This window comes from Streptomyces sp. A1136, from assembly GCF_004795055.1.
Classification (GTDB): Bacteria; Actinomycetota; Actinomycetes; order Streptomycetales; family Streptomycetaceae; genus Streptomyces.
On record NZ_SSBJ01000019.1, the window covers coordinates 64311 to 90456 of the forward strand.

Consider the following 26146-nt stretch of genomic DNA (forward strand, 5'->3'; position numbering starts at 1 on the left):
AGGCCGAGGGTCGGGGGGTACACCGCACGGGCCACTGGCTGAGCGGCACCGCTCTGCAGCTCGACGACGCGGGCTGCACGTGGTGGACCCTTGTCCCGCCGGGCCGAGGGCCGCTACGTGCTCTACGGCGAGGACGAGTCGAGCGCGGTCAAGTGGCACGAGCCGGCCGTGGACATGCTCGCGGGAGCCCCGGACCGGCTCCCGTACGAGAAGCTGCGCGACCTGCTCCAGGGCTGGGAACTCGGTTGTGTCTACTGGTACGAGAACGGCACCTGGGCCCGCGCGCCGTACCCGGAGGGTCTCTCCGACGACGGTCTGGACTGCGGCATGAGCCGCTTCGTGGACCGTGCGGAGGTCCTCGGCCTACTGGCCGACGCCGACCTGCCGGTGGAAGGCGTCACGGCATCGGACCTCCTCGACGCCGCGGAGGCCTACCGCCTGCCTCCCGGGGCCCTGGACGCCCTCGGCGCCGCCGATCCCGCCCGCGACCTCCCGGCGATGCGCCGCGCCCTCCACCCGTCCGGCCTCGCGGCGGCGGTGCTCCCCCGCTGAGCCGTCCGGCATGGATAACGTCGTCCCCATGGACACGTCGCCACAGCCCTTCGAGATCCAGCTGATCCCCACCCACGCCGAGAACCCCGGGGAGGCGTCCCCGGCCGGTGAGCCGGTGCGCGCCGCCGTCGTCGTACCGACGGGCGAGACGGGCGCCTCGGGGTACCCGCGGTACGCGGGCGACGGCATGGAGGCGGACATCGATCCGGCCAGCGGCACCGTGGAGGCCCTGCTCGTCGACGGTGCCGAACTGGACTACGGGCTCACGGCCGTGGCCAGGCCCCGGGGCTGACCGCCCCCGTTCAGGTCCTCGCACGGGGTCCCTTCCCTGGAGACGGATTCCGCGCACGCGTTCCCGCTCGGAGCGGAACGTCACACGGCCCGGGGCGCGTCGGCGAAGCCGGGCAGGTCCAGTCGGCCGCGCCGACCCTCGCCGGGACGGGCGTGGCCGGGACGGGCGTGGCCGGGACGGGCGTGGCCGGGACGGGCGTGGCCGGGACGGGCGTGGCCGGAGCGCCGCGGCACATCGGTGTCGTGGCCGGCCCCACCGCGCCGCTCCGCCGACACGGCGCGTCAACGCCCGGCCCGGCGCCTTCCCGGCGGTGGGAGTCGGCCGGGACGGCCCGGCCGGCTCGGCGTGCCACGCCCGGTGGCACGGTCCGCCGGTGCTAGACAGACAGACCATGCCACCGGGCGTGGCGGGTCGGGCCGGAGGAACGGGGCGGATGAACGAATCGACGGCGGGCTCCCGGAACGCGCCGGGAGCGGCCTCCGAGGCGCTCGCGGTGAAGACCCTGGTCGACCGGGCGACAGGCGTGCTCATGGCCCTCGTCCCCTGCGACGCCCGGACGGCCGGCCGGCTCCTGGCCGACACCGGCCGGACCACGGGCAGCGACCCCCGACAGACGGCCGAGGCCGTCGTCGCGCTGATCAGCGGCCGGGATCTGCCCGCCGGGCTCCGACAGGCCCTGCGCGGCGCCATTCGCGGCGCCCGCACCACGACCGTCCCGCCGGCGCGGGGCCGCCCGATCGCGCCCCGGCCCGATCCGCGTATCGTCCGGGAACACCTCGCCCGGCTGCGCACCGTGCGCCGCCGCACCCTGGAGGCACCCGCGGACCCGGTGCTGCGCGGCCTGCTGGAGGAAACGGCCGACGCCTTGTGCCTGCTCATGGACCACCGGACCCCGCACGAGGCCCTACGGGCGGGTGAGGTGCTCATCGCCGCCGGGCGCATGCGCACCGGCGGCGCGACGGTGGTGGACCAGCGCGGGCGCCTGACGGAGGAGGCGTGGGCGGCGGTCGAAGCGCTGCTCCCGCCGGCCGTCCGCTTCGGGCACGCGCCGCGTCGCCTCGTCGAGGCGATGCTGTGGAAGGTGGCGACGCAGGCGTCCTGGACGGACCTGCCGGCGCACTACGGCCCCTGGCACACGGTGGCGGAACGCTTTCGCGTCTGGTGCGCCGACGGCACCTGGGAGCGCCTGACCGAGGCCGCGGGCCTCACCGGCGCCCGGGACGACGACGGACTGGACGACTGGACCACGCCCTGGCACCCGGCCGCCGCCGAGGACCGCTGAGAACCGCCGATGTGAACCGCCGACGTGAGAACCGCCGACCACCGCTGAAGCAGGCCCCGAACGGCGCCGCTACGCCGCGCCGAAGTCGGGAAGGGTGAGGGTGCCGTCGGCGGCGAGGCTGAATCCCGGGTTGTGGGCGATCTCCCAGGGGTGGCCGTCGGGGTCGGTGAAGGTGCCCGCGTAGCCGCCGTAGAACGTCGTCGCCGGCGGGCGGGTGACGGTTGCCCCGGCGTTCCGCGCCGCCGCGACCAGCGCGTCGACCTCCTCGCGGTCGCGCACGTTGTGCGCGAGGACGATTCCGCCGAAACCCGTCGGTCCGGTGTCATCGATCCCGGAGTCGAGCGCCAGCTCGGCGCGGCTCCACAGGACCAGGGCGAGGCCGCCCGCCTGGAAGAAGACGGTCTCCTCGGTCTCCTGTCCGCGCCAGCCGAGGCTTTCGTAGAAGGTCCGGGAGCGGGTCAGGTCCGCGACGCCCAGGGTGACCAGGCTGATGCGCTGTTCCATGGCCGGAAGCTACCACCGCTCCGCGGCGTCTTGGTCCGTGCGGGTTGTCTTGTGTGCTCGTTCGGCGGTACCACCCGAGCGGATGATCATCATCAAGGCGTTCGATCGTTTTGCTGGTGTCATCGGGCCGTTGGCGATCCGGGAAGGCGGCGTGGCGATGACGTCGGCACACGGGGCAGGACGAAGCAGGTTGTGGGGAGCGCTCGCCGCGGTTGCCGGAGCCGCCCTCGTGGTGGCCGCGGCGCCGGGCCGGCCGGTGGGCTCCGATGCCTCGCGGCTCGCCGCCGAGGGCGCGGAGGCGGCCGTCACGCTGCTGGTCAACAGGGCCCTGGACGAGGGTCGGGACGGCCCCGCCGTACGGTGCGCGGTGGAGGAGGCCTTCCAGGCCGGGCTCTGCGACGGCTGGCGGCAGCAGCGGGTGCTGGCGACGGCCTGGGGCGCCGGGTCCGTCCTGGGCGGGTCGGCGCCCACGGTCGCATTGCCCACGGACGCCGACGGGCCCCTGGAGATCGCGCTCGCCGATCCGGGGCGGCTCACCGATGTCACCGTCCACGACCGCCACGGACGCTACGTGGGCGGCGGGTCCGACCCCCTCGGCCGCCGCTGGACCAACACCGAACCGCTGCGGGCCGGTGAGGAGTACACCGTGCGCGTCGGCGCCCAGGACGCGGCGGGGACACCGGTGGGCGTGACGATGGCGTTCCGCACGGCGCCCCCCAAGGAGGACGGCCGGCTCACGGTGGAGTTCGGGCCGAAGGACGGCACGTACGGCGCGGGCCAGATCGTGACGGCCACGCTCAGCCGGCCCGTCCCGGCCGACGACCGCCTGTCCCGGGCCCGGGTGGAGCAGGCGCTCCAGGTGACCTCGGAGCCGGCGGTGGAGGGTGCGTGGCACTGGGTCGACGACTCGACGTTGCACTACCGGCCTCGCGTCTTCTGGCCGGCCCACGCCGTGGTGCACGTCCGCAGCGGCCTGGACGGGGTGGAGATCGGCGATCACGCGTACGGCGGCCCCTCGGACGGCCTGGACCTCACCATCGGGGACCGCATCGAGGCGGTCACCGACTCCGCCGCGCACGAGATGACCGTACGCCGCAACGGGCGGGTCATCCGGACGATCCCCGTCACCACCGGCAAGGCCGGGTTCCGCACCCGCACCGGCGTCAAGGTGGTGCTGGGCAAGGAGTTGGAGGTCCGCATGCGGGGCGACTCCGTCGGCATCAAGCGCGGTACGAGCGAGTTCTACGACATGCCGGTGCGCTACGCGACGCGGGTGACGTGGAGCGGCGAGTACGTGCACGCGGCGCCGTGGTCGGTCGAGGCGCAGGGCGAGGAGAACGTCAGCCACGGCTGTACCGGCATGAGCACCGCGGACGCCGCCTGGTTCTTCGCGACGGTACGGGAGGGGGACGTCGTGGAGGTGGTGAACAGCGGCGGCGAGCGGATGACGCCGTTCGGGAACGGCTTCGGGGACTGGAACCTGGACTGGCGCGCCTGGCGGGCCGGCAGCGCGCTGGCCGCCCGTCAGGCGCCCTCGGCACCCGCGGCGGTGGTCCACGCCGCCTCGCGCCTGCGGCCCCTGGCCTGACGGGCCCGGCGGACTCACCGTTCGTGACGGCGGGAATTCGGCTGGTAGTAAATAGGTGAATAGCTGACTGAATTACCGTCAACAAGGTTCCGCCTTATATCTCGATTGAATAACGAGATAGGCATAAAAGGCCTGGACCAATGCGGGTTGACGCGCGTAAATCCCTTGTGAACAAAGACATGTGAGGGTTCATCAAATACGGCCGGGTAGGTAACGGTCAGATATCCCGGACCACTTTCCCGTTTGTCCGAATTTTCCGAGCTGCCTGTCTGGCAGGCTTCCGCGCACCCACTCTTCCGACCACGAGTTGAGGTGCGCATGACCAGACATAGAAGACGTGAACACCGGCGCAAACCCCGGCGGTTCATACTCATCGCCGCCGCCGCTGCCGCGGCGGCGGCGATCTCGGGGGGACTCGCGTACTCCGGGCTCGGCGACGGCGCCCAGGCGGCCCAGCCCGTACAGGCCGAGGCACTCGGCTCCCAGACGCCCGCACCGGCCGCCGCACCGGCCAGGGACCAGGAGCCGGCGCCCCTCTCGGGCGCGCCCGCCAACGAGGACACGCGTGGCATGATCTACGACGGCCTCAAGGCCGCTCCCAAGGGCGACCGTTGCGTCGGCGTCTACCGCACGGACGCGGGCCAGTGCACCCACGGCCCCGACGCGCCGCCCAAGGGCGTCGACATCAAGGCCGAGATACCCCCGGCCGTCAAGACGAAGGCGGCCGCGGCCGATCCGGCCCACCCCGAGGCAGGCGCCCCCGCGAGCACCGAAGGCGACGGGCGTCCTCAGGACGCGCCCGCCGCCGACGCGCGCACAGCGAAGGCCACCGCCGCCCCGGCGCCCGCACCCGCGTCCGGGGGCAAGGCCGTCGCCGCCGGTCCCGCGGGCCAGACCGTCCAGTGCGACGGTGACGGCAGCACCGGCAACCGCGTCCAGGTGGTCTACGTACACGGCCCCGACCGCGACCGGTACTCCGAGTACGTGGCCTCGTTCCGCAAGTGGGCGGCCGACGCCGACCTGATCTACTCGACGAGCGCCCAGGAGACCGGCGGCATCCGGCACATCCGCTACGTGACGGCCGCCGACTGCACCCCGACGGTGCTGAACATCGAACTCCCGGCGTCCGCCCTCTCGGAGTTCAGCGCGACCAACAACGCGCTGGCCGGCAAGGGCCTCGACCGCCGCGACCGCAAGTACATGATCTTCGCGGACACCCAGGTCTACTGCGGCATCGGCACCTTCAACGGTGACGAGCGCGCCGGGCAGGACAACCTGAGCAACTTCGGTCCGTCCTACGGCCGTACGGACTCCGGGTGCTGGGGCGGTCACACCGCCGCGCACGAACTGGGCCACAACCTGGGCGCGGTCAACAACAGCGCCCCGAACACCAGCCGGGGCGCGCACTGCACGGACGAGTACGACGTGATGTGCTACTCGGACACCCCGTACTACCCGCAGATGCGCTACGTGTGCTCCAACCAGGCGGCCGAGAACATCCTGGACTGCAACCACGACGACTACTTCCACACCAACCCGAAGCCGGGCAGCTACCTGGCCACGCACTGGAACATCGCGAACAACCAGTTCCTGATGCGCTCGGGCGGCGGCACCGACCCGAATCCGAACCCGAACCCGACGCCGACGCCCAGCCCCAAGCCGACCAAGAACCCGACCGGCGGCCCCACCGTCACGGCCGGTCAGCTCAAGGCCGACTCGGTCGTCGTCAGTTGGCCGAAGGTGGACGGCGCCCTCTGGTACCAGGTGCTGCTGAACGGCAAACACCTGACCTGGACGCAGTCGCAGGTCCTGCGCATCTACAACCTCCAGCCCGGCACGGACTACAAGGTCGCGGTGTCCGTCCGCGACGGCTCCGGCCGTGACAGCGGCCCCGGCCGCACCACGTCCTTCCGTACGGTGGGCGCCGGTGGAGGCATCACCACCCCCGGCAGTCGCTTCACGCTCGGCAACGGCAGCACCGGCATGGCCGCCGAACTGTGGGGCGGCCGTACCGCCGACGGCACGGTTCTCGTCGGGGCCCGGGCCAACGGCTACGCGCCGCAGTGGTACTTCGACGACGCGGGCGGCGGGCTCGTACGCATCCGCTCGGCCGCCTCGGGCAAGTGCCTCCAGGCCGGCAGCGCCCCGGCCGCCGGCGTGTGGGTCGCACAGCAGCCGTGCGGCACCAACTCCGCGCAGAACTGGCGGGTTTCCACACGGGCGGGCGCGGTGACCGTCGCCGACCCGTCCGGGGGTTACGCCCTGACCGTGAGCAACCGGCCCTACTACGGGGACTGGCTGCTCGACCTCCAGCGTGCGGACGGACGCGCCACGCAGGTGTGGACGGTCCAGAAGGCCGGCTGACCTGCCGCACGCGCCGACGGGGGAGCGGGGACGACCGTCCCCGCTCCCCCTCCCCCACCCCTCTTCTCCACCCCTCTTCTCCACCCCACCGCAATGGGAGCACCACGACGATGCGACGCAGACCACACTCCTCCCGGGCCCTGACCACCGCCGGTTTCCTTGTCCTGGCCCTGGCCTCCGCGCTGGCGGTGCCCACCGCCGCCGAGGCCCACGGTGACACCGTCAAGGTCGTGATCACTGGCCAGCGGGACGGTCATCTCACCACCGATGTCACCTGGGAGAACGACGGGGACGCCGTGGACGAGGCGGTCGCCGCCACGGTGAACGCGACGAGCGTCGACGGCTCCCGAACCGCGGGCCCCTGGCGGCTGGTCCGCGATTCCGGTGGTGGCGCGGGTTGGAGCACCGCCGAGATCCTGCCGCCGGGGACGTGGAAGGTCTCCGTCGACGTGGGCTTCCCCGCCCTGGGGCACGGCGAGCGGGAGGTGGCCGTACCCGTGGTCGACCCGAAGCCGTCGCCGACCGACCCCGCGCCGTCCGGGGAGCCGTCCCGTACCCCGTCACCCGCCGGCCCCGCTTCCGCCCCCACCGCCGCCCCGACCGCGGCTGTCGCCGCCGCCTCGGGCGACGCCGGCGGCTGGTGGTGGACGACGGCCGGCGTGGCGGTGACCGCCCTCGCCGGGACCGCCGTCGGTCTCTGGCTGCGGCGCCGCCGGAGGCGTTAGCCGGCCCGGTGGGGGATCAGCCCTGGCACACGCCGCGTTCGTAGTCGAAGGTGGCGGTCGTCTTGGAGTACTGCCACTGCGGGGCCAGCAGCTGCGCGTCGAGCTGCCGGGCCGCGGTGGGGCTCTCCACGAGGTAGCCGAAGTCCTGCAGCCAGGCCGGGTAGAGGTTCTTCGACCCGATGTAGAAGGCGGAACCGTCCACCGAGACCAGCTTGTGGTGCTGTGCGTAGGGGTGACCGTCCGCCCAGGTCGGGCTCTGCGCGGCGCGGAAGGTGGCCAGTTGCAGCGTCGAGCACATCGCGCTCGTCGCGGTGCGCCGGTCCCCGGTGAGCAGCGCGAGCCGGTCGCGCAACGTGTCGCTGATCTCGGAGAGGGACTTGATCTGCGAGTACCCTCCGGAACCCACGGCCCCCCGGTTGGCCGGATCGCTCACCACGATGCGGACCTTGACCCCGGCGGCCATCTTGGCGGCCAGGGCGTCGTAGACGCGGATGTCGTAGCGGGGCAGCGGCGGGCAGGTCGCGTTGAGGTCCTGCTGCGATATCTCGATGTGCCGGTCGGCACCGGAGATCAGGGTCCGCAGGGCGCTCTCCTCCGGGTTGACGGTGTCGTAGTCCCGGTCGGCGTTGGTGTTGTCGTGGAGGCCGACGGCGCACTTGGTGTCGCCGGCCGTGGGCAACGTCGGCCGGAAGGCGGAGGCGGGGTCGTCGCGCTTGATCCCCACGCCCAGTCCCCCGACGGCGATGACCGGTACGGTGCCCGTGCCGACCGGCGGGGGCGTCGGCGAGTCCGCCGTGAATGAGGACGTACAGGCGGCGCCGTTGGATGAGGCGAACCAGACGCTGCCGAGGCTGCCCTGGTTCCGGCAGGTCCAGGACCACAACTCGTCCAGGTACCGGCTCGCGGACGCCGCCGCGGGCCCCTGGAGGGCGGCGTCCACGTCGGCCACCGGGTGCGCGGTCTCCAGGTAGTCGCCCTTCCAGCTGTTGACGCCGCCGCTGATCACCGACCGGCCGTCGACCACGAGGATTTTGGAGTGGTTCCAGGAGAACGCGGTCTTCGAGGTCGTCATCGACGCGATGTCGAGGTCGACGGCGGGGGCGTCCGCGCCGAGCTTGGCCACGAGTTCGTCACGGTACTTCGAGGGCAGCACGTTCAGGTGGTAGAGCGGCGCGGCCCCCACCAGGATGCGCACCCTGAGCCTGTTTCCGCGCGCCGCCGATGCCTTGAGACCGGCCACGAGGGCATCCTGGAACGCTCCGTCGGGGAACGGCGCGAGGGTGGAGACGTCCACCGTGCCCGTGGCCCGGGAGACGTTCTCGGTGATCTTGGCCAGGAGGCGCCGGGTGCCGGGCCGGTCGGCGCAGGTGTCGTCGCCCCAGCATCCGGGCGTCTGCAGGAGCCAGTCGCCGCCACCCGCGGATGAGGCGTCGAGGGTGTTGCCGGACGTGCGCTCCCAGACCCGGTGTTCCAGTCCCGGGGACACCTGACGGAGCGTCCCTTCGACCGCGTCGAGGTGCGGCGTCGGGGGTCCGGCGTCGGCCGCCGCCGCACCGGCGGGTACCAGGGCGAACAGCAGGGCCGCGGCGGCGGCCCCGGTGAGCAGGGCGGAAGGACGGTGAAGTGCGGTGCGGGGCAAAGGGGTTCCTTGGGCGAGGGCCGGGAGGGAGGGACCGCCGTCAGCCGCCGCGGCGGCTGACGGCACGGTCGACCCGCGGAAGTTACCACCGGGTAGAGATGCCTCGGAAATCGCCTGCGTCGGATTCGGCCACGCGCTGGGGGACGAAGCCGGGAGCGGGGTGCGGGGCCGAGCAGGACAAGAACGGGTGGGCGGTCGGGTACGCCCGGGCCGTCACCCGGTCGTACCCGACCGCCGCTCGCGGCTGACGGGGTCAGCGCGCCGGGCAGGTCTTCCAGGCGAAGTGGTAGACGGTCCGGATGTCACCGTCCGCCGAGTCCATCGCCACGAAGCTGTTGGTCTTCGTCGGGTCCGAGGTCCCCGCGCTGACGCGCAGCTCGGTGTTGATGTTGAAGTTGCGCTGCACACCGCACGGCGCCCACACCAGTTGGTCCCAGTCGGTGGAGTCCGTGACCTGCCAGTCGTTGTCCAACGCGCCGTTGAACGTATGGGTCCTGCTCGCGGTGTCGGGCGACCCCTGGAAGTAGTAGGACGCCTTCTGCGTCGCCCGCGCGCCGCGCTCCAGGTGCGCGTAGCCGCGGTAGTCGGCGCTCGCGACCGCGTAGGAGTATCCCTGCGGGACGTGGACGATCAGGTTGATCTGGCAGTTCTTGCGGAAGTCGGTGGGCTGGGAGCCGAGGCCCACCTGTGCCAGGTACTGGCTGTAGGTGACGGTGAAGGCGGTGTGGTCGGGGGCGAGGGCGACCGCGGCGGTGCCGAGCGGACATCCGGAGCCGTTGACGGACGCGACATCGATGACGATCTTGTCGGGCGGCGGGGTGAAGGGGGTGGGTGCGGCCGGGACCAGCGCTGAGCCGGCGAGGAGCGCGGCGGTCGCACCGCTCACGAGTAAGACACCGGGCATGATGCTCCGATCGGTTGTCGGTGGCCTTGCCTGATGTGGGGGGACGTCCGGTCGCGCGGCGGAGCGGGTTCCGGATCGCATCGGAATAGTAGGGAGCCGGTCCCCGTCGGAGTAGGGCGGATACCGGCCGAAGAACCGGCCCCGGTGCGGAGTCCGCGGTACGGGATGCCAAGATCGACGGTACGAGGCCCCCGATCCCGCCACGGCGGCGGCACCTTTGGAGAAGGCATGACGCGGTACACGCACGACGGCCCGCCGACGGACGGTGCGCCCCTGCCCCGGCCCTTCGACGAGGCGTTCGCGCGAGACCCCCACGCCGTCTACCGGCGGCTGCGCGAGAAGGGATCGGTCCACCGGGTCTCGCTGCCCGACGGCTCCCCGGTGTGGCTGGTCACGCACGAGGCGGACGTACGCGAAGCCCTCGCCGATCCGCGGCTGTCCGTCAACAAGCGTCATTCCACCACGGGTTACACCGGGTTCTCACTGCCTTCGGCGCTCGACCGCAACCTGCTGAACATCGATCCGGACGATCACCGGCGCCTGCGCCGCCTCGTGTCCCACGGCTTCACCCCGCGTCGCGTCGAACAACTGCGGGACGGCGTCCAGGACATCGTGGACGACCTCCTGACCGGCTTGGCGGACGGGATGGACGCCGAGGGAGGAATGGATGTCGTCGCCGGCTTCGCCAAGCCGCTCCCGCTGCGCGTGATCGGCTCGCTGCTGGGTGTGCCGGACGCCGACCAGGACCGGTTCTCCGGCTGGGTCACCGCCATGCTCGCGCCGCGCGGACGCGAGGAGCTCGTGGAGGCGATCGGCCGGATCCACCGGTTCCTCATCGATCTCGTGGCCGACCGCCGCACCGCTCCCGGGGACGACATGCTCTCCGACCTGATCGCGGCGCGCGACGAGGAGGACCGGCTCAGCGAGGACGAACTCGTCTCGCTGGCCTTCCTGATCCTCCTGGCCGGCAGCGAGAACGTCCAGCACGTCATCGCCAACGGTCTGCTCACCCTGCTCGCGCACCCGAGGCAGCTGGCCGAACTGCGCGAGCTACCAGAGCTGTTCCCCGCGGCCGTGGAGGAACTGCTGCGCCACGCCCAGCCCATCCAGACGACGATCCGGCGCTTCCCCACCGAGCCGGTCGAGTTCGGCGGCGTCCCGATCCCGGCCGGGGACACGGTGCTGCTCTGCCTGGCCTCGGCCCACCGCGATCCCGCCCGCTACCCGGACCCCGACCGCTTCGACATCCACCGCGCGGACACGGGCCACCTCGCCCTCGGGCAGGGCATGCACTACTGCCTCGGAGCACCGCTCGCCCGGCTCCAGATCACCCTCGCCCTGCGCACCCTGTTCGACCGGTTCCCGGGTGTCCGCACGGCCCGCCCGGCCGACGAACTCCCCTGGACCACCACGTTCCGCTTCCACGCCCTCAGGGAGCTGCCACTCACGACGGCTCCGTAGCCGCTCGGCCCGGGTCCGGCTCCACCGGGAGCATCCGGGCCATCAGCAGGGCCACGTCGTCGTGGTCCCCGGGGCGACGCAGGGCCCGCAGCAGCAGGTCGCAGGTGTCCTCCAGGGGGCGGTGGGGGCCCGCGAGGAGGCCGAGCAGGAGGTCGAGGCGCTCGTCGAGGGACTGGTCGCGGGTCTCCACGAGGCCGTCGGTGTACAGGGCGAGCTGGTCGCCGGGGGCGAGGGCGATCCGAGTGGTGTGGAAGGGGACGCCTCCGACCCCGAGCGGGGCGCCGGTGGGCAGGTCGAGCAGTTCCGGCAGGCGTCCGGGGCGCATCAGGACCGGTGGCAGGTGTCCGGCCAGGGAGATGTGGCACTCCGCGCGCCAAGGGTCGTAGACGGCGTAGGCGCAGGTCGTGATCGTGTGTTCCATGCCGGCGGCGGCCTGGTCGAGGTACTGCAGGACCTGCGAGGGGTCGAGATCGAGCTGGGTCAGGGTCCTGGTGGCGGTGCGCAGCTGTCCCATCGTCGCGGCGGCCGCGATGCCGCTGCCCATGACGTCGCCGATGACGAGGGCGGTCTTGTCGTCGGCCAGCGGGATGACGTCGTACCAGTCGCCGCCGATCTCGCTGGTGGCCCCGGAGGGCTGGTAGCGGTGGGCGATCTCCAGGCCGAGCCGGTGGGCCGGCTGGTGCGGCAGCAGGTTGCGCTGGAGGGTGAGGGCGGCGTGCCGCTGGTTCTGGAACAGCCGGGCGTTGTCCACGCAGACGGCGGCGCGCGCGGCCAGCTCCACCGCGAGGGTGACGTCGTCCTCGTCGAACGGGGCCGGCGTGCGGGCGCGCATCAGGCCGACGGCGCCGATGACCTCGCCGCGGGCCACCAAGGGGACCGCCAGGTAGGAGTGCACCCCGGCCGCGGCCAACAGGGCGGCGGCGGTGTCGTCCCGGGCGATCCGGCGCAGGTCCTGGCCGGTCACCTTGGCCACCAGGACGGGGCGTCCGGTGTTCACGCAGTGGGTGACGACGCGGTCGGTGTCGTACTGGGCGAGTTCGCCGGCCTGGTCGGTGGCCTCGGCGGCTCCCGTGGGGTAGGCGGCGACGACGGCCAGGGCCCGGAACCGGGCCGGTCCGACGGGTTCGCCGGTGGTGCGGCGGTCGTGCAGGACGCTGTCGAGGATGTCCACCGTGGTGACGTCGGCCAACTGCGGCACGCACACCTCGGCCAGTTCCCGGGCGGTCTGCTCCAGGTCGAGGGTGGTGCCGATGCGTACGGAGGCGTCCGCCACCACAGCGAGGCGCCGGCGGGCGCGGGCGGCGTCGGCGGCGGCCCGGTGCTGGTCGGTCACGTCGACCACGGAGACGGCCACGCCGAGGACGTGCCCGGCCGGATCGTCGAGCCGGTAGTAGGACACCGACCACGCCCGGTCCTCGGGGTCCGCCGGGGTGCGGCCGACCACGTACTGGTCCAGCAGCGGCACGCCCGTGGCGAGCACCTCCCGCATGGAGGACTCGATGGTCTCCACGTCCAGGAACGGCAGCGCCTCGCCGATGGTCCGGCCGAGGTGTTCGGAGGCCGGCAGGCCGTTGATCTGCTCCAGCGCCGGGTTGACCAGCACGTACCGCAGCTCGGCGTCGGTGACGCCGAGGCCGATCGGGGACTGGGAGACCAGCCGCAGGGACAGCGCGAGGTCGCGTTCGACGCGCCGCAGGGTGGGGTGGTCGGTGGCGATGCCGAGGGCGTAGAAGTCCCCGAGGTCATCCTGGAGGCGCATGTTGCGGAACTCGACCAGGCGGGTGCTGCCGTCCTTGTGCCGGATGGGGAAGCTGCCGGCCCAGCGCCGGCCGCTCTTCATCACCCGGGTGAAGAGTTCGACCACCAGGCCCCGGTTGTCCGGCGACACCAGCAGCGCCGCCGCGGGGCTCCCGAGCGCCTCCTGCGCGGAGTAGCCGAAGAGGTCCTCGGCCTGGGGGCTCCAGAACACGATGCGTCCGCGGTCGTCCAAGACCACCGCGGCCAGGCTCAGCACGTCGAGCAGACCGCCGGTTGCCGCCGGATCCGCCTCCGTGCTGTGGATCTCGGCCCGGAACGCGTCGGACGTGCTCATGGCCCGAACCTTTCCGCTCACTTCCTGGCGCACGCTGGCCGGCCCAGACCACCGGCCTCGTTCCTCCAAACCCTCCCACCGTCTCTCCCTGCCGGCGACCCGGCTCCCCGACGGTCAGGCCAGCGCCGCGCGCACCGCCGCCTCGGCGTGGACGCGCGCGGTCGGGAAGACGGGGACGGGGCTGTCCCGCTCGCCGATGAGCAGCTCGATCTCGGTACAGCCGAGCACGATCCCCTCGGCGCCGGCGGCCACCAGTTCCGCGATTACGTCCCGGTACGCCGTGCGTGACTCCTCGCGCACCACGCCCCGGCACAGTTCCTCGTAGATGACCCGGTGGACCAGGGCACGCGCCGGCGCGTCGGGGACGAGGACGTGGAGTCCGCCCGCTTCGAGCCGGTCGCGGTAGAAGTCCTGCTCCATGGTGAAGGCGGTGCCCAGCAGGCCGACGCGGCGCGGCCCCTTCGCCCGAACGGCGTCCGCGGTGGCGTCCGCCAGGTGGAGCAGGGGCACCGTGAGCGCCTGCTGTATCCGGTCGGCGACCTTGTGCATGGTGTTCGTGCACAGGAGCACCAGGTCCGCGCCGGCCACCTCCAGGGACCGGGCGGCGCCCGCGAGGAGTTCGCCCGCCTCGGCCCAGCGGGCCTGTGCCTGGAGTTCCTCGACCTCCGCGAAGTCCACGGAGTACACGACGCAGCGCGCCGAGTGGAGGCCCCCGAGTCGGTCGCGGGTGAGCTCGTTCAGGAGCCTGTAGTACTCCGCGGTGGACTCCCAGCTCATGCCGCCCAGCAACCCGATCGTCTTCATCCGCGCACTCCCGCCTCACCCTGAGATTCATAAGGCAGAAAGCGTAACAACGCCTAATCCATAAGTATCGCTTTGAATGGGGTGCTGCTTTCTGCTGAACCGGCCCGCCGCGCTCGGTGCCCGCCCGAAACCCCGGCGCGGGCCCCGCGCTCCCTGGTCGTGCACCCGCCGCCCGTCTAACGCCGCCCGCCCGAGCGCGCCCGCCCGGACGCCGTACGGGCGTCAGCCGGCCGACGCGGCGCGGGGGGACCCGCCCAGCGGGGCCAGGGCCAGCAGGAAGAGCAGGCCGCCCAAGGGCAGCAGGTCCAGGCTGACGGCCGTGACCGCGACGCCCGCCACGATCGCCACCGGGCGCCAGGCGCCGGTTCGCCGCGACGCCGCCCGCCAGGTCACCAGCAGGACGAGGGCGACGTAGAAGAGCAGCGGACCCACGGTGTACACGACGGGCGTGACCCCCGGGTGGCTCCGCACGCTGTCGAAGAGGTCATTCATGGCGCCCCGGTCCTCGCAGAGGAATCCGACGACGAGGTCGATCACCGCCTGCGCCGTCACCGCCGCGACGCCGAGCAGCCCGAGCGCCGCACCGGCGGCCGCGAACCGGCGGCCGGCGGCGCCGCGTCCGCGGGCGACCATCCGGCGCAGTTCCAGGAAGACCGGGACGAAGGCGAGGACGCCCGCGAGGAGGACGAGGTGGCTCAGGGACCAGGCGAGGCCGGGTCCGTGCACGTCGTCGGTGAGTCGGATGAGGCCGTAGCCGGTCATGCAGAGCGGTCCTACGGTGAACGCGGCCCCCGGCCACTTGATGTCGGTCATGTACTGATCATCTTGGGGCGGCGCCCGGCACCGCCTCGGGGACGGCCCCGGCCCGACCCCGAGACGACCCCGAGCCCGCCCCCGGCCCCGCCCCCCGAGACACGCGCGAGACGCGTGTCGTCACGTCGTCTCCCGCCCGGCCGGGTGCAGCGGGGGCCGGGCGCGCCAGGAGTGCGCGGGGTGGACGAGGGGCCAGTGGCGGTCCCAGTGGGCGCGGCGGCGGTGGTGGCCATGACCGTGGTGGTGTTCGGGGACCGCGGGGGCGCTGCGCGCCAGGACGACCAGGGCGGCCGTGAGGGCCGCCAGTTCTATGTGGTCCGGGCGTCCGCGGACCACCTTGATCCGGCGTATCACCAGGTCACCGGCAGGGTCTTGGGCCCGCGGATGAGGGCGCCCGACTGCCATTCGATCTGCTCCGGCGGCACCGCCAGCGCGAGCTTGGGGTAGCGGTCGAGCAGGGTGGCGACGATGATCTCGGACTCCATCCGGGCCAGCATCGAGCCCACGCAGTGATGCGGTCCGTTGCCGAAGGCCATGTGCGCGATGGGGCCGCGGTCGAAGTCCAGGGTGTCGGGGTCCGGGAACACGGCCGGGTCCCGGTTGGCCGCCAGGTACGAGGAGTAGACGACCTCGCCCTGGCGGATCAGGACCCCGCCGATCTCGACGTCCCTGGTGGCGACCCGGGGGATGCCGACGCCGCTGCGGTGCGGGATGAACCGCAGCAGTTCGTCGACGGCCTGCGGGACCATCTCCGGTTCGGCGCGCAGCCGGGCGAGGTGCTCCGGATGGGTGAGCAGGGCGTAGATCATGTTGGCGCTGTTGTTGCGCACGGCGTGGGCGCCGCTCACCAGGATGGCGGTGGCCAGCGAGACGGCCTCCGCCTCGGTGATCTCCCCGGCGTCGGCGGCCGCGGCCAGGACGGCCGCGAGGTCCTCGCCCGGCTCGTCGGTCGGCTCAGCGCGGCGGAGTTCCAGGAGCGCGACGACGCTCTCGCGGACGGTCTTCATCGCGTCGGCGCTGCGCTCCGGCGCCGGGCCGGGCGTCATGATCACGTTGGCCCAGGAGGTCATCCCCTCACGCATGTCCCGCGGCATCCCGAGGAGATCCGCGACGGCCGCGAGCGGGAAGGGGCCGTGCAGGTGCTCGACGAGGTCGGCGGGCGAGCCCTGGCGTTCCATCTCGTCCAGGAGGCGGTCGGCGGTGGCCTGGGCGGAGGGCCGCAGCCGCTGCATGCTCTTGCCGGTGAAGGCGCGCGCCACCACCCGGCGCATGTCGTTCAGGCGGGGTGGGTCGGCGTAGTTCAAGGACGCCTTCTGCGAGGCGATCGCGTGCGGGGAGGAGCTGGTGATCGTACGCCCGACCAGTTCCTGCCTGCTGAAGCGCGGATCGGTCGTGGCCGCCTTGACGTCGGCGTAGCGCGCCATCAGCCAGGCGCTGCCCTCGCCGAACGGCAATTGCACCCGGGTGGCCCTGCCCTCCCGGAGCCGCGCGTGGAGGAACGGGTCGAATTCCAGGGCTTCGAGGTCGTCCAGGTTCCAGCAGTGCACCGGCTCGTCCGGAGCCGGGTCCGTACGCGACCCGAGGGCCGTGTCGGGGTCCGTCGTCATGGTTGTCTCCCAGCCTTGAAGTCACTCCCGGTAGGCGAATACGCCGGGAATCCGGCTGACGATCCCTTCCCGGCGCCGGCCGGCTCCGCTGCCTGCGCCTGCGACTCTCACCGGATTGGCCCACGTCACCAGCGGCTCAGTCCGACGCGCGGAACCGACCCGGGTCCGTGAGGCTTTGTCGGGAAATGAAAGGAGAGCCGACTGTGGCGACTCTGTGTAGGCCAACGGTGAACGTGCCCGAGCACGTGATCACCATGGAGCAGACCCTGGATCTGGCCCGGTCCGTTCACGCCGATCACCCGCAACTCGACCTGGCCCTGCGATTGATCCGGAACACCGGCGTCGCGAAGCGGCACATCGTGCGTCCCATCGAGGAGACCCTGAAGCACCCCGGTCTCGAACAGCGCAACGCCGTGTACGAGGCCGAGGCCAAGGCGCGGGTACCGGCGGTGGTGCGGGCGGCCCTCGACGACGCGCAGCTGCGTCCCCAGGACATCGATCTGATCATCTTCGTGTCGTGCACCGGCTTCCTGATGCCGTCGCTGACCGCCTGGATGATCAATTCGATGGGTTTCCGCACCGACACGAGACAGCTCCCCATCGCCCAGCTGGGCTGTGCGGCGGGCGGGGCCGCGGTGAACCGGGCGCACGACTTCTGCACCGCGTACCCGGAGGCGAACGCGCTGATCGTTTCCTGCGAGTTCTGCTCGCTGTGTTACCAGCCGAGCGACCTGGAGGTCGGCAACCTGCTCTCCAACGGCCTCTTCGGTGACGGCGTCGGCGCCGCCGTCGTCCGCGGCCGGGGCGGAACGGGCATGGACCTCCACCGCAACGGGTCGTACATCATCCCCGACACGGAGGATTGGATCATGTACGACGTCAAGGCCACCGGATTCCACTTCAAGCTCGACCGACGTGTCCCGGGCACGATGGAGCCGCTCGCCCCGTCACTCAAACGCCTCGCCCAGGCGCACGGATGGGACGCCGCCGCACTGGATTTCTACATCATCCACGCAGGTGGCCCCCGCATCCTGGACGACCTCAGCAAGTACCTCGGTGTGCCTGCCGAGGCATTCCGCTTCAGTCGGGCCACACTGACGGAATACGGCAACATCGCAAGCGCCGTGGTCCTGGACGCCCTGCGCCGTCTCTTCGACGAGAACGGCACCGTCGATGCCGCGAAGGGCATGCTCGCGGGGTTCGGACCCGGCATCACCGCCGAGATCTCACTCGGGAGCTGGGTTTCGGAGCCGGCGTCCCCGTGAGGGAGGAATCCGAACGATGCTGAAGGACGGCCCCGCCACCTCAAGGCCACCCGTCACGCACTGGCCCGCCTTGGACCTGGACGGGGTCGACTTCGACCCCGTCCTCGCCGAGCTGATGCGCGCGGGGCCGATCACCCGCATCAAACTGCCCAACGGAAGTGGGTGGGCCTGGCTCGTGTGCCGCTACGACGACGTGCGGATGGTCGCCAACGACCCCCGGTTCAGCCGCAAGCTCGTCATGGAGCACGACGTCACCCGCCTGGCCCCCCACTTCATCCCGGCTCCCGGCGCGGTCAGCTTCGAGGACCCGCCCGACCACACGCGGCTGCGCCGTACCATCGCCGCCGCGTTCACGACCGCGGGAGTGGAGCGCCTGCGGACCAGGGCGCAGCGGATGCTGGACGAACTCGTCGACGCGATCCTGCGCGACGGCCCGCCGGCGGACCTCACGGAACGGCTGCTGGCGCCGTTCCCGCTCGCGGTCGTCTGCGAACTGATGGGGATTCCGGCCGAGGACCGCCCCGAGGTCCACGAATGGACCACCATGATCCTGTCCTCCGCGCAGGGCGCCGAGCGCAGTGAGCAGGCGAAGACGCGGATGTGCGCGTACCTGGGCGAGCGGCTGCGGGCCGGCGGCGGCGCCACGGGCGACGACGACGGCGAGGTGGGCGATGTCATCGGCCTGCTCGCCCGGGCCGTCGAGACCGGGGAGGTCACCGAGGAGGAGGCCGTCGGTGTGGCCCTGCTCGTGCAGATCGGCGGCGAGGCGGTCACCAACAACGTCGGCAACATGGTGTACATCCTGTTGACCCGGCCCGAGCTGATGGACAAGCTGCGTGCCACGCCGGACCTGCGGCCCTCGGCGCTCAACGAGCTCCTGCGCTACATCCCGCACCGCAACTCGGTCGGGCTCTCCCGGATCGCCCTGGAGGACGTCGAGGTCGCCGGCCAGGTCATCCGCGCCGGCGAGGCGGTGTACGTCTCCTACCTCGCCGCGAACCGGGACCCGGAGGTCTTCCCCGAGCCGGACGAGATCCTGCCGGACCGCACGCCCAACGCGCACGTCTCCTTCGGCTACGGGCCGCACTTCTGCCCCGGCAACATGCTGGCCCGCCTGGAGTCCGAGCTGCTCGTGAACGCGCTGCTGGACCGTTTCCCCGACCCGCGGTTCGCGGTGCCGGTGGAGGAGCTGGGCTGGCGGCCGGGGGCGCTCATCCGCGGACCCGAGGCGCTGCCGGTGACCTGGTCATGACCGCGCACCTGGCCCGGGACGGACTGCTGGTGCCGCCCGGACACGGGCGCACCCTGCACACCCCCGCCCAGCAGGTCACCTTCAAGGTCACCGGCGAGGACTCGCGGGTCGCCTCCAGTTTCGAGGTCGTGGTACCGCCCGGATTCGACGTCGGGGCGCACCTGCACACCCGCAGCGAAGAACTGTTCTACGTCCTGGAGGGTGAACTCGACGTGATGGCGTTCGAGCCTCGCGTCCGTTCCGGCGACGACTGGCGACGCTGGGAGTCGCTCGACGGCCGCCAGGTCGTCCGGGCGACCCCGGGGACGGTCATCGTCGTACCGCCCGGCTGTCCGCACGCCTTCGCCAACCCCACGGGGGAACCGGCCCGGATGTTCTTCCAGGCCTCACCCCCGCCCGACCACGAACGGTACTTCGAGGAGCTACTCGAACTGCTCGACGGCAACGCCTCACCGGACGCCTCGGCGATCCGGGACCTGCGGGCGCGCTACGACATCGAGCAGCTGACACCGCTGCGCCACAGCCTGTCCTGACCGCCCGACCGACCGGCCGAACCGACGACGGACCCGCGGGTCCGGGGAGCGATCGGCCGACCGGCCACGGCCCGGACACCGTTCCACCCATCGCAACCCCCCATCACCACGCTCGGGAGACTCCATGCTGCGCACTCGCCGCACGCTTCGCACCGCGACGTATGCACTGGCCGCCACCGTGGCCACCACCGCCTCGCTCGCCGCGGGTCCGGCCACGGCCGCCGAACCCCTGCCGTCCCACTGGTGTTACGTCAACGGCAAGGAGGCCCGGCCCGGACCGATCGTGGAGGGGACGAACGGCCCCGACACCATCGTGTGCGAGAACGACGTCGAGAACGCCATCATCGACGGCAAGGGCGGCAACGACAACATCCGGGTGAAGGGCATGCTCATCGACGCCCAGGTGCTCGGCGGCGAGGGCGACGACACGCTCCAGGTCAACAACCTCTTCCCGCGCAACGGCAATTCGACGGTGCGCGGCGGCCTGGGCAACGACACGATCATCACCGCCCTTGTCGCCGGCACGGCGGCGCACGGAGCCGCCGTCTACGGCGACCACGGTGACGACAAGATCACCACCGGCAGCGTGATGGGCCAGCCCGGCGAGTACGAGCGCGGCGGCGGTCAGGTCTTCGGCAACGACGGCAACGACGTGATCCGCACGGGCAACGTCGACCTGGGCGGCCGGGTCCTCGGCGGTGCCAACGACGACGTCATCGAGCCCAAGTCGGTGGGCTCGGAATCCGCCGGCGTCATCCTGGGCGGTCCCGGCGACGACCAGGTCCGCGGCCAGAACGACGCCGTCCTGACCATCGGACCCGGCTACGGACAGGTCGACGGCGGCATCGGCACCAACCACTGCAAGGTGAAGCACTTCTCGACCGGCGACCGGATCCGCAGCTCAGTCGCGAACTGCCTCTGATCCCCGGTGTTCCCCGGGGCTCGGGTGGCGCCGCGCCACCGAGAGTCCCTCGGGCAGCATGGACCACGTCAGGGCGGCTCCGGCGGCGAAGACCGCGGCCGACGCCGTGAACGCGGCGTGACAGCCCTCCACAGCAGCCCGGGCCGCGGTGAGCGGCCCGGGCTGCCGGTGCGTGGCCAGGTAGCCGGCGGTCGCGGCGGCCGCGACCGTGCTCATCAGGGCCGTGCCGATGGAACCGCCGACCTGGCGCATCGAGTTGACGGTGGCGGAGCCGACTCCGGCCTCCCCGGGCGCGATGCCCGCCGTGGCGAGGTTCATGGCCGTCGCGGTCACCACTCCCACACCGAGGCCGGCCGCGATCTGGGCCGGCAGCACCTCGGCCGCGTAGGACCCGTCGACGGAGAGCCGGGTCAGCCAGGCCATCCCGGCCGCCGCCAGCAGCATCCCGGCGGCCACGCGGGTGCGGCCGCCGACCTTGCGGAGCAGGGCTGTGCCGCTGCCCATCGCGCTGAACATGATGGCGCCGGACATCGGCAGGAAGGCCAGACCGGTCCTGGCCGGACCGTAGCCGCGGGTGTGCTGGAGGTAGAACGTCAGGAACAGGAACACCCCGAAGGTGGCGACGCCGGCGATGAACACGGCCAGCAGGGCCGCGCCCCGGACCCGGTCGAGCACGATCCGCAGCGGCAGCAGCGGATGCGGGGAGCGGGCCTGCCACGCGGCGAACGCGGCGAGCAGCAGGACGCCGACGCAGAGCAGACCCCCGGTGCGCACGGAGGCCCAGCCGTCGGAGCCCGCCCCGGCGAGCCCGTAGACGAAGCAGAACAGGCCGGTCGAGGCCAGGGCGGTACCGGGCAGGTCCAGCCGGGTCCGGGCAGCGGCGGGCTGCGGCGGGAGCAGCAGGAGCGCCCCGATGACGGCGGCGACGGCGAAGAGCACGTTCACGTACAGGGTGGAGCGCCAGCTGAGGTGCTCGGTGAGCACGCCGCCCAGCAGCAGTCCCACGGCCCCGCCGGAGGAGGCCAGGGCCCCGAACACGCCGAAGGCCCGGCCCCGGTCCGCGGGGGTGGTGAACGTGGTCGTGAGCAGGGAGAGGGCCGCGGGCGCCAGCAGGGCCGCGAAGACGCCCTGGCAGGCGCGGGCGCCGACCAGCAGACCGAAGGTGGCCGCGGAACCGCCGACCGCGGAGGACACCGCGAAACCGACCTGGCCGATGACGAAGGCCCGGCGGCGGCCGAACAGGTCGGCGAGTCTGCCGCCGAGCAGCAGCAGACTGCCGAAGGCCATGGCGTACGCGGTCACCACCCACTGGCGCTGGCCGTCGGAGAAGCCGATGTCGGTCTGGGCCGAGGGCAGGGCGATGTTCACGATGGTGGCGTCCAGGACGACCATGACCTGGGCGAGGCCGATCACCGCCAGGATCCACCAGCGGCGCGGATCGGGCCGCGGTGCGGCGCCCGGCGCGTCGGCGGCGGTGCTGGTTCCGGGACCGGTGGGTTCTGTGGACACGGTGGCCCTCCAAGGATTCCACTCGTACTGGCGGACGGGGTGTCTGCTTCGACAGTGGGCGAGCGGAGCCCCCGGGCCGGGCCCCTGGCCCGTACGCCACGCCACGATGCCGTCCGGACGGACCAGCGCGCCGGGCCGGCGGGGGCCGTGACCGGGGGTGACGCGTGGGCGCGTGGAACGGCGGGGCGGGTCGATCCCGTAGGCTCGGCGGATGGCGAAGTACTTCGATGTGCACCCCGAGAACCCCCAGCAGCGCACGATCGGCAACGTGGCCGACAGCATCCGCTCCGGCGCGCTCGTCGCGTATCCGACCGATTCCCTGTACGCGCTGGGCTGCCAGCTCGGCAACCGGGAAGGTCTCGACCGGATCCGCTCCATCCGCGACCTCGACGACCGGCACCACTTCACCCTCGTCTGCCAGAACTTCGCCCAGCTGGGGCAGTTCGTGCAGATCGACAACGACGTGTTCCGCGCGATCAAGGCGGCCACGCCGGGCAGCTACACCTTCATCCTGCCCGCCACCAAGGAAGTGCCGCGCCAGCTGCTGCACCCGAAGAAGAAGACGGTCGGGGTCCGCATCCCGGACCACACGCTCGTCCAGGCCCTGCTCGCGGAGATCGGCGAACCGCTGCTGTCCAGCAGCCTGCTGCTGCCCGACGAGCCCGAGCCGCTGACGCAGGGCTGGGAGATCAAGGAGCGGCTCGACCACGTCGTGGACATCGTCGTCGACTCGGGCGACTGCGGGACGCAGCCGACCACGGTCATCGACTTCTCGGGCGGCGGGGCCGAGATCGTCCGCTACGGCGCCGGGGACCCGACCCGCTTCGAGTAGCCCGCCGCGCGAGGGCGGCTCGGGGCCGCCCGCGCGCGGAGACCCGCCCCGAGGGGTGCCTTCAGTGACGTCCCGGCTTGGGGCCCAGCTTGATCCACTGCGCCGTGCTCGGGACGCCTTCGGCGTTGAGCAGGAACAGCATGTAGTACCCGGGCGGGGCGTCGGCCGCGGTGGGCGGGGTGCGCAGGGTGAGGGTGTCGCCGCGGGTCCCGGTCAGGCGCAGCTCCAGGTGGCGCTGACTGGTGTTCACGGCATGGGTGACGGTCGTGGGGGCCAGCAGGACGGCGCGCGTCACGTCCCCGGGGGTGGAGGTGCGGACGGTGAACTCCGCGTCGTAGGCCAGCTCGCCGCGCGGCGCCCGGTCGAGGGCGGGGCGGGGGCCCCGGTGCAGGTAGGGCGGCTCGTAGAGTTCGACGCTGCCGTCCATCCCGTCCGCGATGTCGGGGTCGTTGGCGATCTGCTGGAGTTCGTCGCCGGTGATCATCACCCGTCCGTCGGGCATGACGAGGGCGTTGGAGTGGTAGCCCCGGGGAAGCCGCTGGGCCGGTCCCAGACTCCAACGGCCGCGCGCGTCACGCAGCTCGATCTGCCGGTACTTGAGGTCGGCCTTCGGGTTGAACGGCCCGAAGCCGTAGTTCCTCGTGTCGAGCGCCCCGTTGACGGTCATGAGGGTGCCGTCCGGCAGGATCAGGGTGTCGTCCTGGGTGCGGCCGAACGCCCGGGGGGTGTCGGTGCTCCACGCTCCGCCGCTGAGTCGGTAGGTGGAAGGGTCGTGCGGGTCGCCGCCCAGTACCAGGACGGAGTCGGGACCGCGCAGACCGGCGGGAAGGGGCACGGCCGAGCCGTAGCCCCGGAAGTCGGCCGGCCGCCTCGGCAGGTCGGTACGGGTCTCCTTCACCGGGTCGAACACCCACTGCTGGTCGGCGTCGCGGCCGAGACCGTAGATCATGCCGTCGCGCAGCGAGAACAGGTGCGGGTAGTCGTTGCGGAACGGGGCGTCCGCCGCGAACCGCTCCGCGGGGACGCCCGCCGGGATGTCGTACGGGCGCCAGGGCACCCGGTGTCCGCGCGCCGGGAAACGCTCCACCACCGGGGTCGGGTGCCCTGTGCCGCGCTCGTCCTGCCCGGACATGATCAGCTGCCGGCCGTCGGCGCCGGTGACGACCGAGGGGTACCAGCGGCCCACGGCCATGTCGCGGTTGCGGAACCAGGTCTCGGTCCACGGGTCGAAGACGAACGAGAGCCTGGCCCCCGTACCGCCCTTACCGCCGCCGTTGCCGCCGAAGACGCCGACCATGCCGTTGGGCAGGTAGGAGTGACCGGCGCAGAAGAAGGGGGCGGGGCGCGGGACGAACGTGCCGTCGGGCATCAGCACGGTGGGCGGCGGCACCTTCTTGAACGCCGATCCGCCGGTGCCCTTGGCGGGGTCCCAGAGGTAGGCCCGGCCGGCGTTGGTGCGGCCGATCCGGTCGGTGGGGCCGGTCTCCTTGGTGGGGTTGACCTCCACCCGCTCGAAGGAGAAGAGCAGCACCTTGCCGGTGGGCAGTTGGGCGACGTGCACACCGAAGTCGGGCGAGGGGAAGTAGTCGGTGAAGCGGCCGAAGAGCCGCGCGGCGAAGCGGGTGTTGAGCCGCTGCTGCGAGGAGCGCAGCGATTCGAGGCCGGCGGTGCGCCTCGACTGGGGGTACTCGCGCATGGCGTCGGCGGCCAGTCTGCGGCCGGCGTGGGCGCGGGCGTGGTCCTCGCCGAGGACCGCGGCCTCCCCGGGCGGGGCCGGGGCACCGAGCAGGGTGGGCCCGCCGAGGGGCGAGGCCCCGACCGGTACGGCGGCCCCGCCCGGCCGGGACCCGCCGCCGGCCTCGTGACGGGTGTCGTCGTGGGCCGGGGTCGAGGCGAGGGCGGGCGCGGCGGTGGCGAGGACGCCGGCGGCCAGCAGGGCCGTCGCGAGCAGACGCAGGTGCGGAACGGGCCGCCCGCGCGGGGTGGACCGATCGGCGGATACGGGGGCTTGGGACATGGGACTCCTCGCAGCGGCCACCGACAAAGCGCCCATCGTAGGAGAATCCAGGCATATGTCCCGGTGTGACCCGGCCGGGGACCGGCCCGGTTCCCCGAACGGCCTCCGACCACCGGGCCCTGACGGCCCGCCGGGCGCCGAGTCCGCCGCCGTTCGGGCCGCCTGTCCCCGTCGGCCCGCCCGCACCGGTCGGCGCGGTGACCCGGTCGGCGCGGTCAGCCCGCGGTGGCGCGGTCGCGGACGACGTCGGCGAAGCGCTCCAGCCCGGATCGGCTGTGCGCCGTGAAGAGGTTGGGCTCCACCAGTTCCAGCTCCATGACCACCGGCGCCCCGTCGTCGGCCCGCGCCAGGTCCACCCGCGCGTAGAGGAGGGGGTCCCGCCCGGGGACGGCGGCGAGCGCGGCCCGCGCGAGGGCGAGCTCGGCGGCCGACGGCTGATGGGGCACCAGGTCGGGATGCGCCTCGCGCGCGTTGTCGATGACCCCGGCCTCGCCCAGGACCGGCCCCTTGCGCAGCGCGTGGCTGAAGACTCCGCCGAGGAAGACCAGCGCCCTCTCCCCTTCCTCGATCCGGGTCAGGTACGGCTGCACCATCGCGGTCGAACCGGCGCGGTGCAGCGCGGCTATGTGCCTCGCGGCCAGGTCGTGCTGGGCGGGGGTGTAGCGGGCGCTGTCCCGGGCCCCGGCCGACACGGCCGGCTTGACGACGAAGTGGCCGTCCTCGGGCAGCGGGGTTTCCTCACCGGGGGCGACGAACCGCGTCGGGACCACCGGGACCCCCTGCGCGGCGAGGTCGCCCAGGTAGCGCTTGTCGGTGTTCCAGCGCACCACGCCGGCCGGGTTGTCGATCCGGGTGACGGCGGAGACCGCGTCGACCCACTCCAGGAACCGCGGCCACCGCTCGACGTAGTCCCAGGTCGACCTGATCACCACGGCCGCGCACCGGGCCCAGTCGAATCCGGTGTCGTCCCAGGCCACCGCCACGGCGTCGACGCCCCGTTCGTCGAGCGCGCGGAGCATCAGGGGCAGGTCCGGGTCGTAGGCCATCCCACGACCGGAGGTGGCCAGGGCGACTCGGGGCTGGGTCGTGGTCATGGCAAAACCCTATGCCAGGGGGCGGCACACCGGCCGGCCCGGAGGCGGGGCCCGACCGGCCGGGCCGCGGGACACGGGCGGCGGCCCGGTCGCAC

At 72.6% G+C, this 26146-nt stretch carries 23 protein-coding genes; 12 read left to right on the forward strand and 11 right to left on the reverse strand.

Going from position 1 to position 26146, the window contains the following annotated elements:
- Positions 1-90: 90 nt before the first annotated feature.
- From E6R62_RS19800 to E6R62_RS19815, 3 genes are all read left to right on the forward strand, one after another.
- Positions 91-552, forward strand: coding sequence for a hypothetical protein (locus E6R62_RS19800; protein ID WP_240801776.1), 462 nt, complete (start codon positions 91-93; stop codon positions 550-552).
- Positions 553-580: 28 nt separating this feature from the next.
- Positions 581-844 (forward strand): hypothetical protein, encoded by a 264-nt coding sequence (locus E6R62_RS19805; protein WP_136214814.1) that lies wholly within the window; start codon positions 581-583, stop codon positions 842-844.
- Between the two features lie 433 nt (positions 845-1277).
- Entirely contained in the window at positions 1278-2126 is an 849-nt protein-coding gene (locus E6R62_RS19815) for a transposase (RefSeq protein ID WP_168714112.1), read from the forward strand.
- 69 nt (positions 2127-2195) lie between these two features.
- Here E6R62_RS19815 and E6R62_RS19820 read toward each other — a convergent pair whose 3' ends face one another.
- On the reverse strand, positions 2196-2630 hold the full coding sequence (locus tag E6R62_RS19820) for a VOC family protein (RefSeq protein WP_136214816.1): 435 nt from the start codon (positions 2628-2630) through the stop codon (positions 2196-2198).
- Between the two features lie 82 nt (positions 2631-2712).
- On the opposite strand from E6R62_RS19820, the gene E6R62_RS19825 reads away from it, so the two are divergent.
- The 3 genes from E6R62_RS19825 to E6R62_RS39625 all read left to right on the forward strand — a co-directional run bounded on the left by E6R62_RS19825 (position 2713) and on the right by E6R62_RS39625 (position 7307).
- Entirely contained in the window at positions 2713-4218 is a 1506-nt protein-coding gene (locus E6R62_RS19825) for an Ig-like domain-containing protein (RefSeq protein WP_240801777.1), read from the forward strand.
- A 318-nt stretch (positions 4219-4536) separates the two neighbouring features.
- On the forward strand, positions 4537-6582 hold the full coding sequence (locus E6R62_RS19830; protein ID WP_240801778.1) for an RICIN domain-containing protein: 2046 nt from the start codon (positions 4537-4539) through the stop codon (positions 6580-6582).
- Between the two features lie 110 nt (positions 6583-6692).
- Entirely contained in the window at positions 6693-7307 is a 615-nt protein-coding gene (locus E6R62_RS39625; protein WP_168714113.1) for an LPXTG cell wall anchor domain-containing protein, read from the forward strand.
- Positions 7308-7323: 16 nt separating this feature from the next.
- On the opposite strand, the gene E6R62_RS19840 is transcribed toward E6R62_RS39625, so the two are convergent.
- Positions 7324-8946, reverse strand: a complete 1623-nt coding sequence (locus E6R62_RS19840) for a phospholipase D-like domain-containing protein (RefSeq protein WP_240801779.1) — start codon at positions 8944-8946, stop codon at positions 7324-7326.
- A 253-nt stretch (positions 8947-9199) separates the two neighbouring features.
- A complete protein-coding gene (locus E6R62_RS19845) occupies positions 9200-9850 on the reverse strand; it encodes a DUF4360 domain-containing protein (protein WP_136214818.1) in 651 nt (216 codons plus the stop codon).
- Between the two features lie 228 nt (positions 9851-10078).
- On the opposite strand from E6R62_RS19845, the gene E6R62_RS19850 reads away from it, so the two are divergent.
- Positions 10079-11311 carry a cytochrome P450 gene (locus tag E6R62_RS19850; protein ID WP_136214819.1) on the forward strand — a complete coding sequence of 411 codons (1233 nt, stop codon included), beginning with the start codon at positions 10079-10081 and terminating at the stop codon, positions 11309-11311.
- Here the strand turns inward: E6R62_RS19850 and E6R62_RS19855 are convergent.
- The 5 genes from E6R62_RS19855 to E6R62_RS19875 all read right to left on the reverse strand — a co-directional run bounded on the left by E6R62_RS19855 (position 11295) and on the right by E6R62_RS19875 (position 16627).
- Positions 11295-13403, reverse strand: coding sequence for a SpoIIE family protein phosphatase (locus E6R62_RS19855; protein WP_136214820.1), 2109 nt, complete (start codon positions 13401-13403; stop codon positions 11295-11297). The two genes, E6R62_RS19850 and E6R62_RS19855, sit on opposite strands and share 17 nt — an antisense overlap.
- A 114-nt stretch (positions 13404-13517) precedes the next feature.
- Entirely contained in the window at positions 13518-14207 is a 690-nt protein-coding gene (locus E6R62_RS19860; protein ID WP_136214821.1) for an aspartate/glutamate racemase family protein, read from the reverse strand.
- Positions 14208-14429: 222 nt separating this feature from the next.
- The gene (locus E6R62_RS19865) at positions 14430-15020 is read right to left on the reverse strand and encodes a hypothetical protein (RefSeq protein ID WP_136214822.1); all 591 of its coding nucleotides are present in this window, start codon (positions 15018-15020) and stop codon (positions 14430-14432) included.
- 120 nt (positions 15021-15140) lie between these two features.
- Positions 15141-15374, reverse strand: a complete 234-nt coding sequence (locus E6R62_RS19870; RefSeq protein ID WP_168714114.1) for an acyl-CoA carboxylase subunit epsilon — start codon at positions 15372-15374, stop codon at positions 15141-15143.
- A complete protein-coding gene (locus E6R62_RS19875; RefSeq protein WP_136214824.1) occupies positions 15371-16627 on the reverse strand; it encodes a cytochrome P450 in 1257 nt (418 codons plus the stop codon). The genes E6R62_RS19870 and E6R62_RS19875 overlap by 4 nt, the downstream gene beginning before the upstream one ends.
- Positions 16628-16830: 203 nt before the next feature.
- On the opposite strand from E6R62_RS19875, the gene E6R62_RS19880 reads away from it, so the two are divergent.
- The 4 genes from E6R62_RS19880 (at position 16831) to E6R62_RS19895 (ending at position 20599) form a co-directional block, all read left to right on the forward strand.
- On the forward strand, positions 16831-17892 hold the full coding sequence (locus E6R62_RS19880) for a type III polyketide synthase (protein WP_136214825.1): 1062 nt from the start codon (positions 16831-16833) through the stop codon (positions 17890-17892).
- Between the two features lie 16 nt (positions 17893-17908).
- The gene (locus tag E6R62_RS19885; RefSeq protein WP_136214826.1) at positions 17909-19144 is read left to right on the forward strand and encodes a cytochrome P450; all 1236 of its coding nucleotides are present in this window, start codon (positions 17909-17911) and stop codon (positions 19142-19144) included.
- Complete coding sequence (locus E6R62_RS19890) at positions 19141-19677, forward strand: cupin domain-containing protein (RefSeq protein WP_136214827.1); 537 nt, start codon at positions 19141-19143, stop codon at positions 19675-19677. The genes E6R62_RS19885 and E6R62_RS19890 overlap by 4 nt, the downstream gene beginning before the upstream one ends.
- Positions 19678-19801: 124 nt before the next feature.
- A complete protein-coding gene (locus E6R62_RS19895) occupies positions 19802-20599 on the forward strand; it encodes a hypothetical protein (protein WP_136214828.1) in 798 nt (265 codons plus the stop codon).
- Here E6R62_RS19895 and E6R62_RS19900 read toward each other — a convergent pair.
- A complete protein-coding gene (locus E6R62_RS19900) occupies positions 20579-22012 on the reverse strand; it encodes a DHA2 family efflux MFS transporter permease subunit (protein WP_276615626.1) in 1434 nt (477 codons plus the stop codon). The two genes, E6R62_RS19895 and E6R62_RS19900, sit on opposite strands and share 21 nt — an antisense overlap.
- A gap of 307 nt (positions 22013-22319) precedes the next feature.
- On the opposite strand from E6R62_RS19900, the gene E6R62_RS19905 reads away from it, so the two are divergent.
- Entirely contained in the window at positions 22320-22940 is a 621-nt protein-coding gene (locus tag E6R62_RS19905) for an L-threonylcarbamoyladenylate synthase (protein ID WP_136214830.1), read from the forward strand.
- Positions 22941-23001: 61 nt separating this feature from the next.
- Here the strand turns inward: E6R62_RS19905 and E6R62_RS19910 are convergent, their stop codons facing one another.
- Both E6R62_RS19910 and E6R62_RS39630 read right to left on the reverse strand, forming a co-directional pair.
- Positions 23002-24957 carry a galactose oxidase early set domain-containing protein gene (locus E6R62_RS19910; RefSeq protein ID WP_240801780.1) on the reverse strand — a complete coding sequence of 652 codons (1956 nt, stop codon included), beginning with the start codon at positions 24955-24957 and terminating at the stop codon, positions 23002-23004.
- A 215-nt stretch (positions 24958-25172) separates the two neighbouring features.
- Entirely contained in the window at positions 25173-26051 is an 879-nt protein-coding gene (locus tag E6R62_RS39630; RefSeq protein WP_168714115.1) for a RimK family alpha-L-glutamate ligase, read from the reverse strand.
- Positions 26052-26146: the final 95 nt, after the last annotated feature.

What these genes read in the sequence shown, in the direction of transcription:
- E6R62_RS19805 (WP_136214814.1), top strand. Translation starts at nt 581, where the DNA reads ATGGACACGTCGCCACAGCCCTTCGAGATCCAGCTGATCCCCACCCAC.
- E6R62_RS19815 (WP_168714112.1), top strand. Translation starts at nt 1,278, where the DNA reads ATGAACGAATCGACGGCGGGCTCCCGGAACGCGCCGGGAGCGGCCTCC.
- E6R62_RS19820 (WP_136214816.1), bottom strand. Translation starts at nt 2,630, where the DNA reads ATGGAACAGCGCATCAGCCTGGTCACCCTGGGCGTCGCGGACCTGACC.
- E6R62_RS19825 (WP_240801777.1), top strand. Translation starts at nt 2,713, where the DNA reads ATGATCATCATCAAGGCGTTCGATCGTTTTGCTGGTGTCATCGGGCCG.
- E6R62_RS19830 (WP_240801778.1), top strand. Translation starts at nt 4,537, where the DNA reads ATGACCAGACATAGAAGACGTGAACACCGGCGCAAACCCCGGCGGTTC.
- E6R62_RS39625 (WP_168714113.1), top strand. Translation starts at nt 6,693, where the DNA reads ATGCGACGCAGACCACACTCCTCCCGGGCCCTGACCACCGCCGGTTTC.
- E6R62_RS19845 (WP_136214818.1), bottom strand. Translation starts at nt 9,850, where the DNA reads ATGCCCGGTGTCTTACTCGTGAGCGGTGCGACCGCCGCGCTCCTCGCC.
- E6R62_RS19850 (WP_136214819.1), top strand. Translation starts at nt 10,079, where the DNA reads ATGACGCGGTACACGCACGACGGCCCGCCGACGGACGGTGCGCCCCTG.
- E6R62_RS19855 (WP_136214820.1), bottom strand. Translation starts at nt 13,403, where the DNA reads ATGAGCACGTCCGACGCGTTCCGGGCCGAGATCCACAGCACGGAGGCG.
- E6R62_RS19860 (WP_136214821.1), bottom strand. Translation starts at nt 14,207, where the DNA reads ATGAAGACGATCGGGTTGCTGGGCGGCATGAGCTGGGAGTCCACCGCG.
- E6R62_RS19865 (WP_136214822.1), bottom strand. Translation starts at nt 15,020, where the DNA reads ATGACCGACATCAAGTGGCCGGGGGCCGCGTTCACCGTAGGACCGCTC.
- E6R62_RS19875 (WP_136214824.1), bottom strand. Translation starts at nt 16,627, where the DNA reads ATGACGACGGACCCCGACACGGCCCTCGGGTCGCGTACGGACCCGGCT.
- E6R62_RS19885 (WP_136214826.1), top strand. Translation starts at nt 17,909, where the DNA reads ATGCTGAAGGACGGCCCCGCCACCTCAAGGCCACCCGTCACGCACTGG.
- E6R62_RS19890 (WP_136214827.1), top strand. Translation starts at nt 19,141, where the DNA reads ATGACCGCGCACCTGGCCCGGGACGGACTGCTGGTGCCGCCCGGACAC.
- E6R62_RS19895 (WP_136214828.1), top strand. Translation starts at nt 19,802, where the DNA reads ATGCTGCGCACTCGCCGCACGCTTCGCACCGCGACGTATGCACTGGCC.
- E6R62_RS19905 (WP_136214830.1), top strand. Translation starts at nt 22,320, where the DNA reads ATGGCGAAGTACTTCGATGTGCACCCCGAGAACCCCCAGCAGCGCACG.
- E6R62_RS19910 (WP_240801780.1), bottom strand. Translation starts at nt 24,957, where the DNA reads ATGTCCCAAGCCCCCGTATCCGCCGATCGGTCCACCCCGCGCGGGCGG.
- E6R62_RS39630 (WP_168714115.1), bottom strand. Translation starts at nt 26,051, where the DNA reads ATGACCACGACCCAGCCCCGAGTCGCCCTGGCCACCTCCGGTCGTGGG.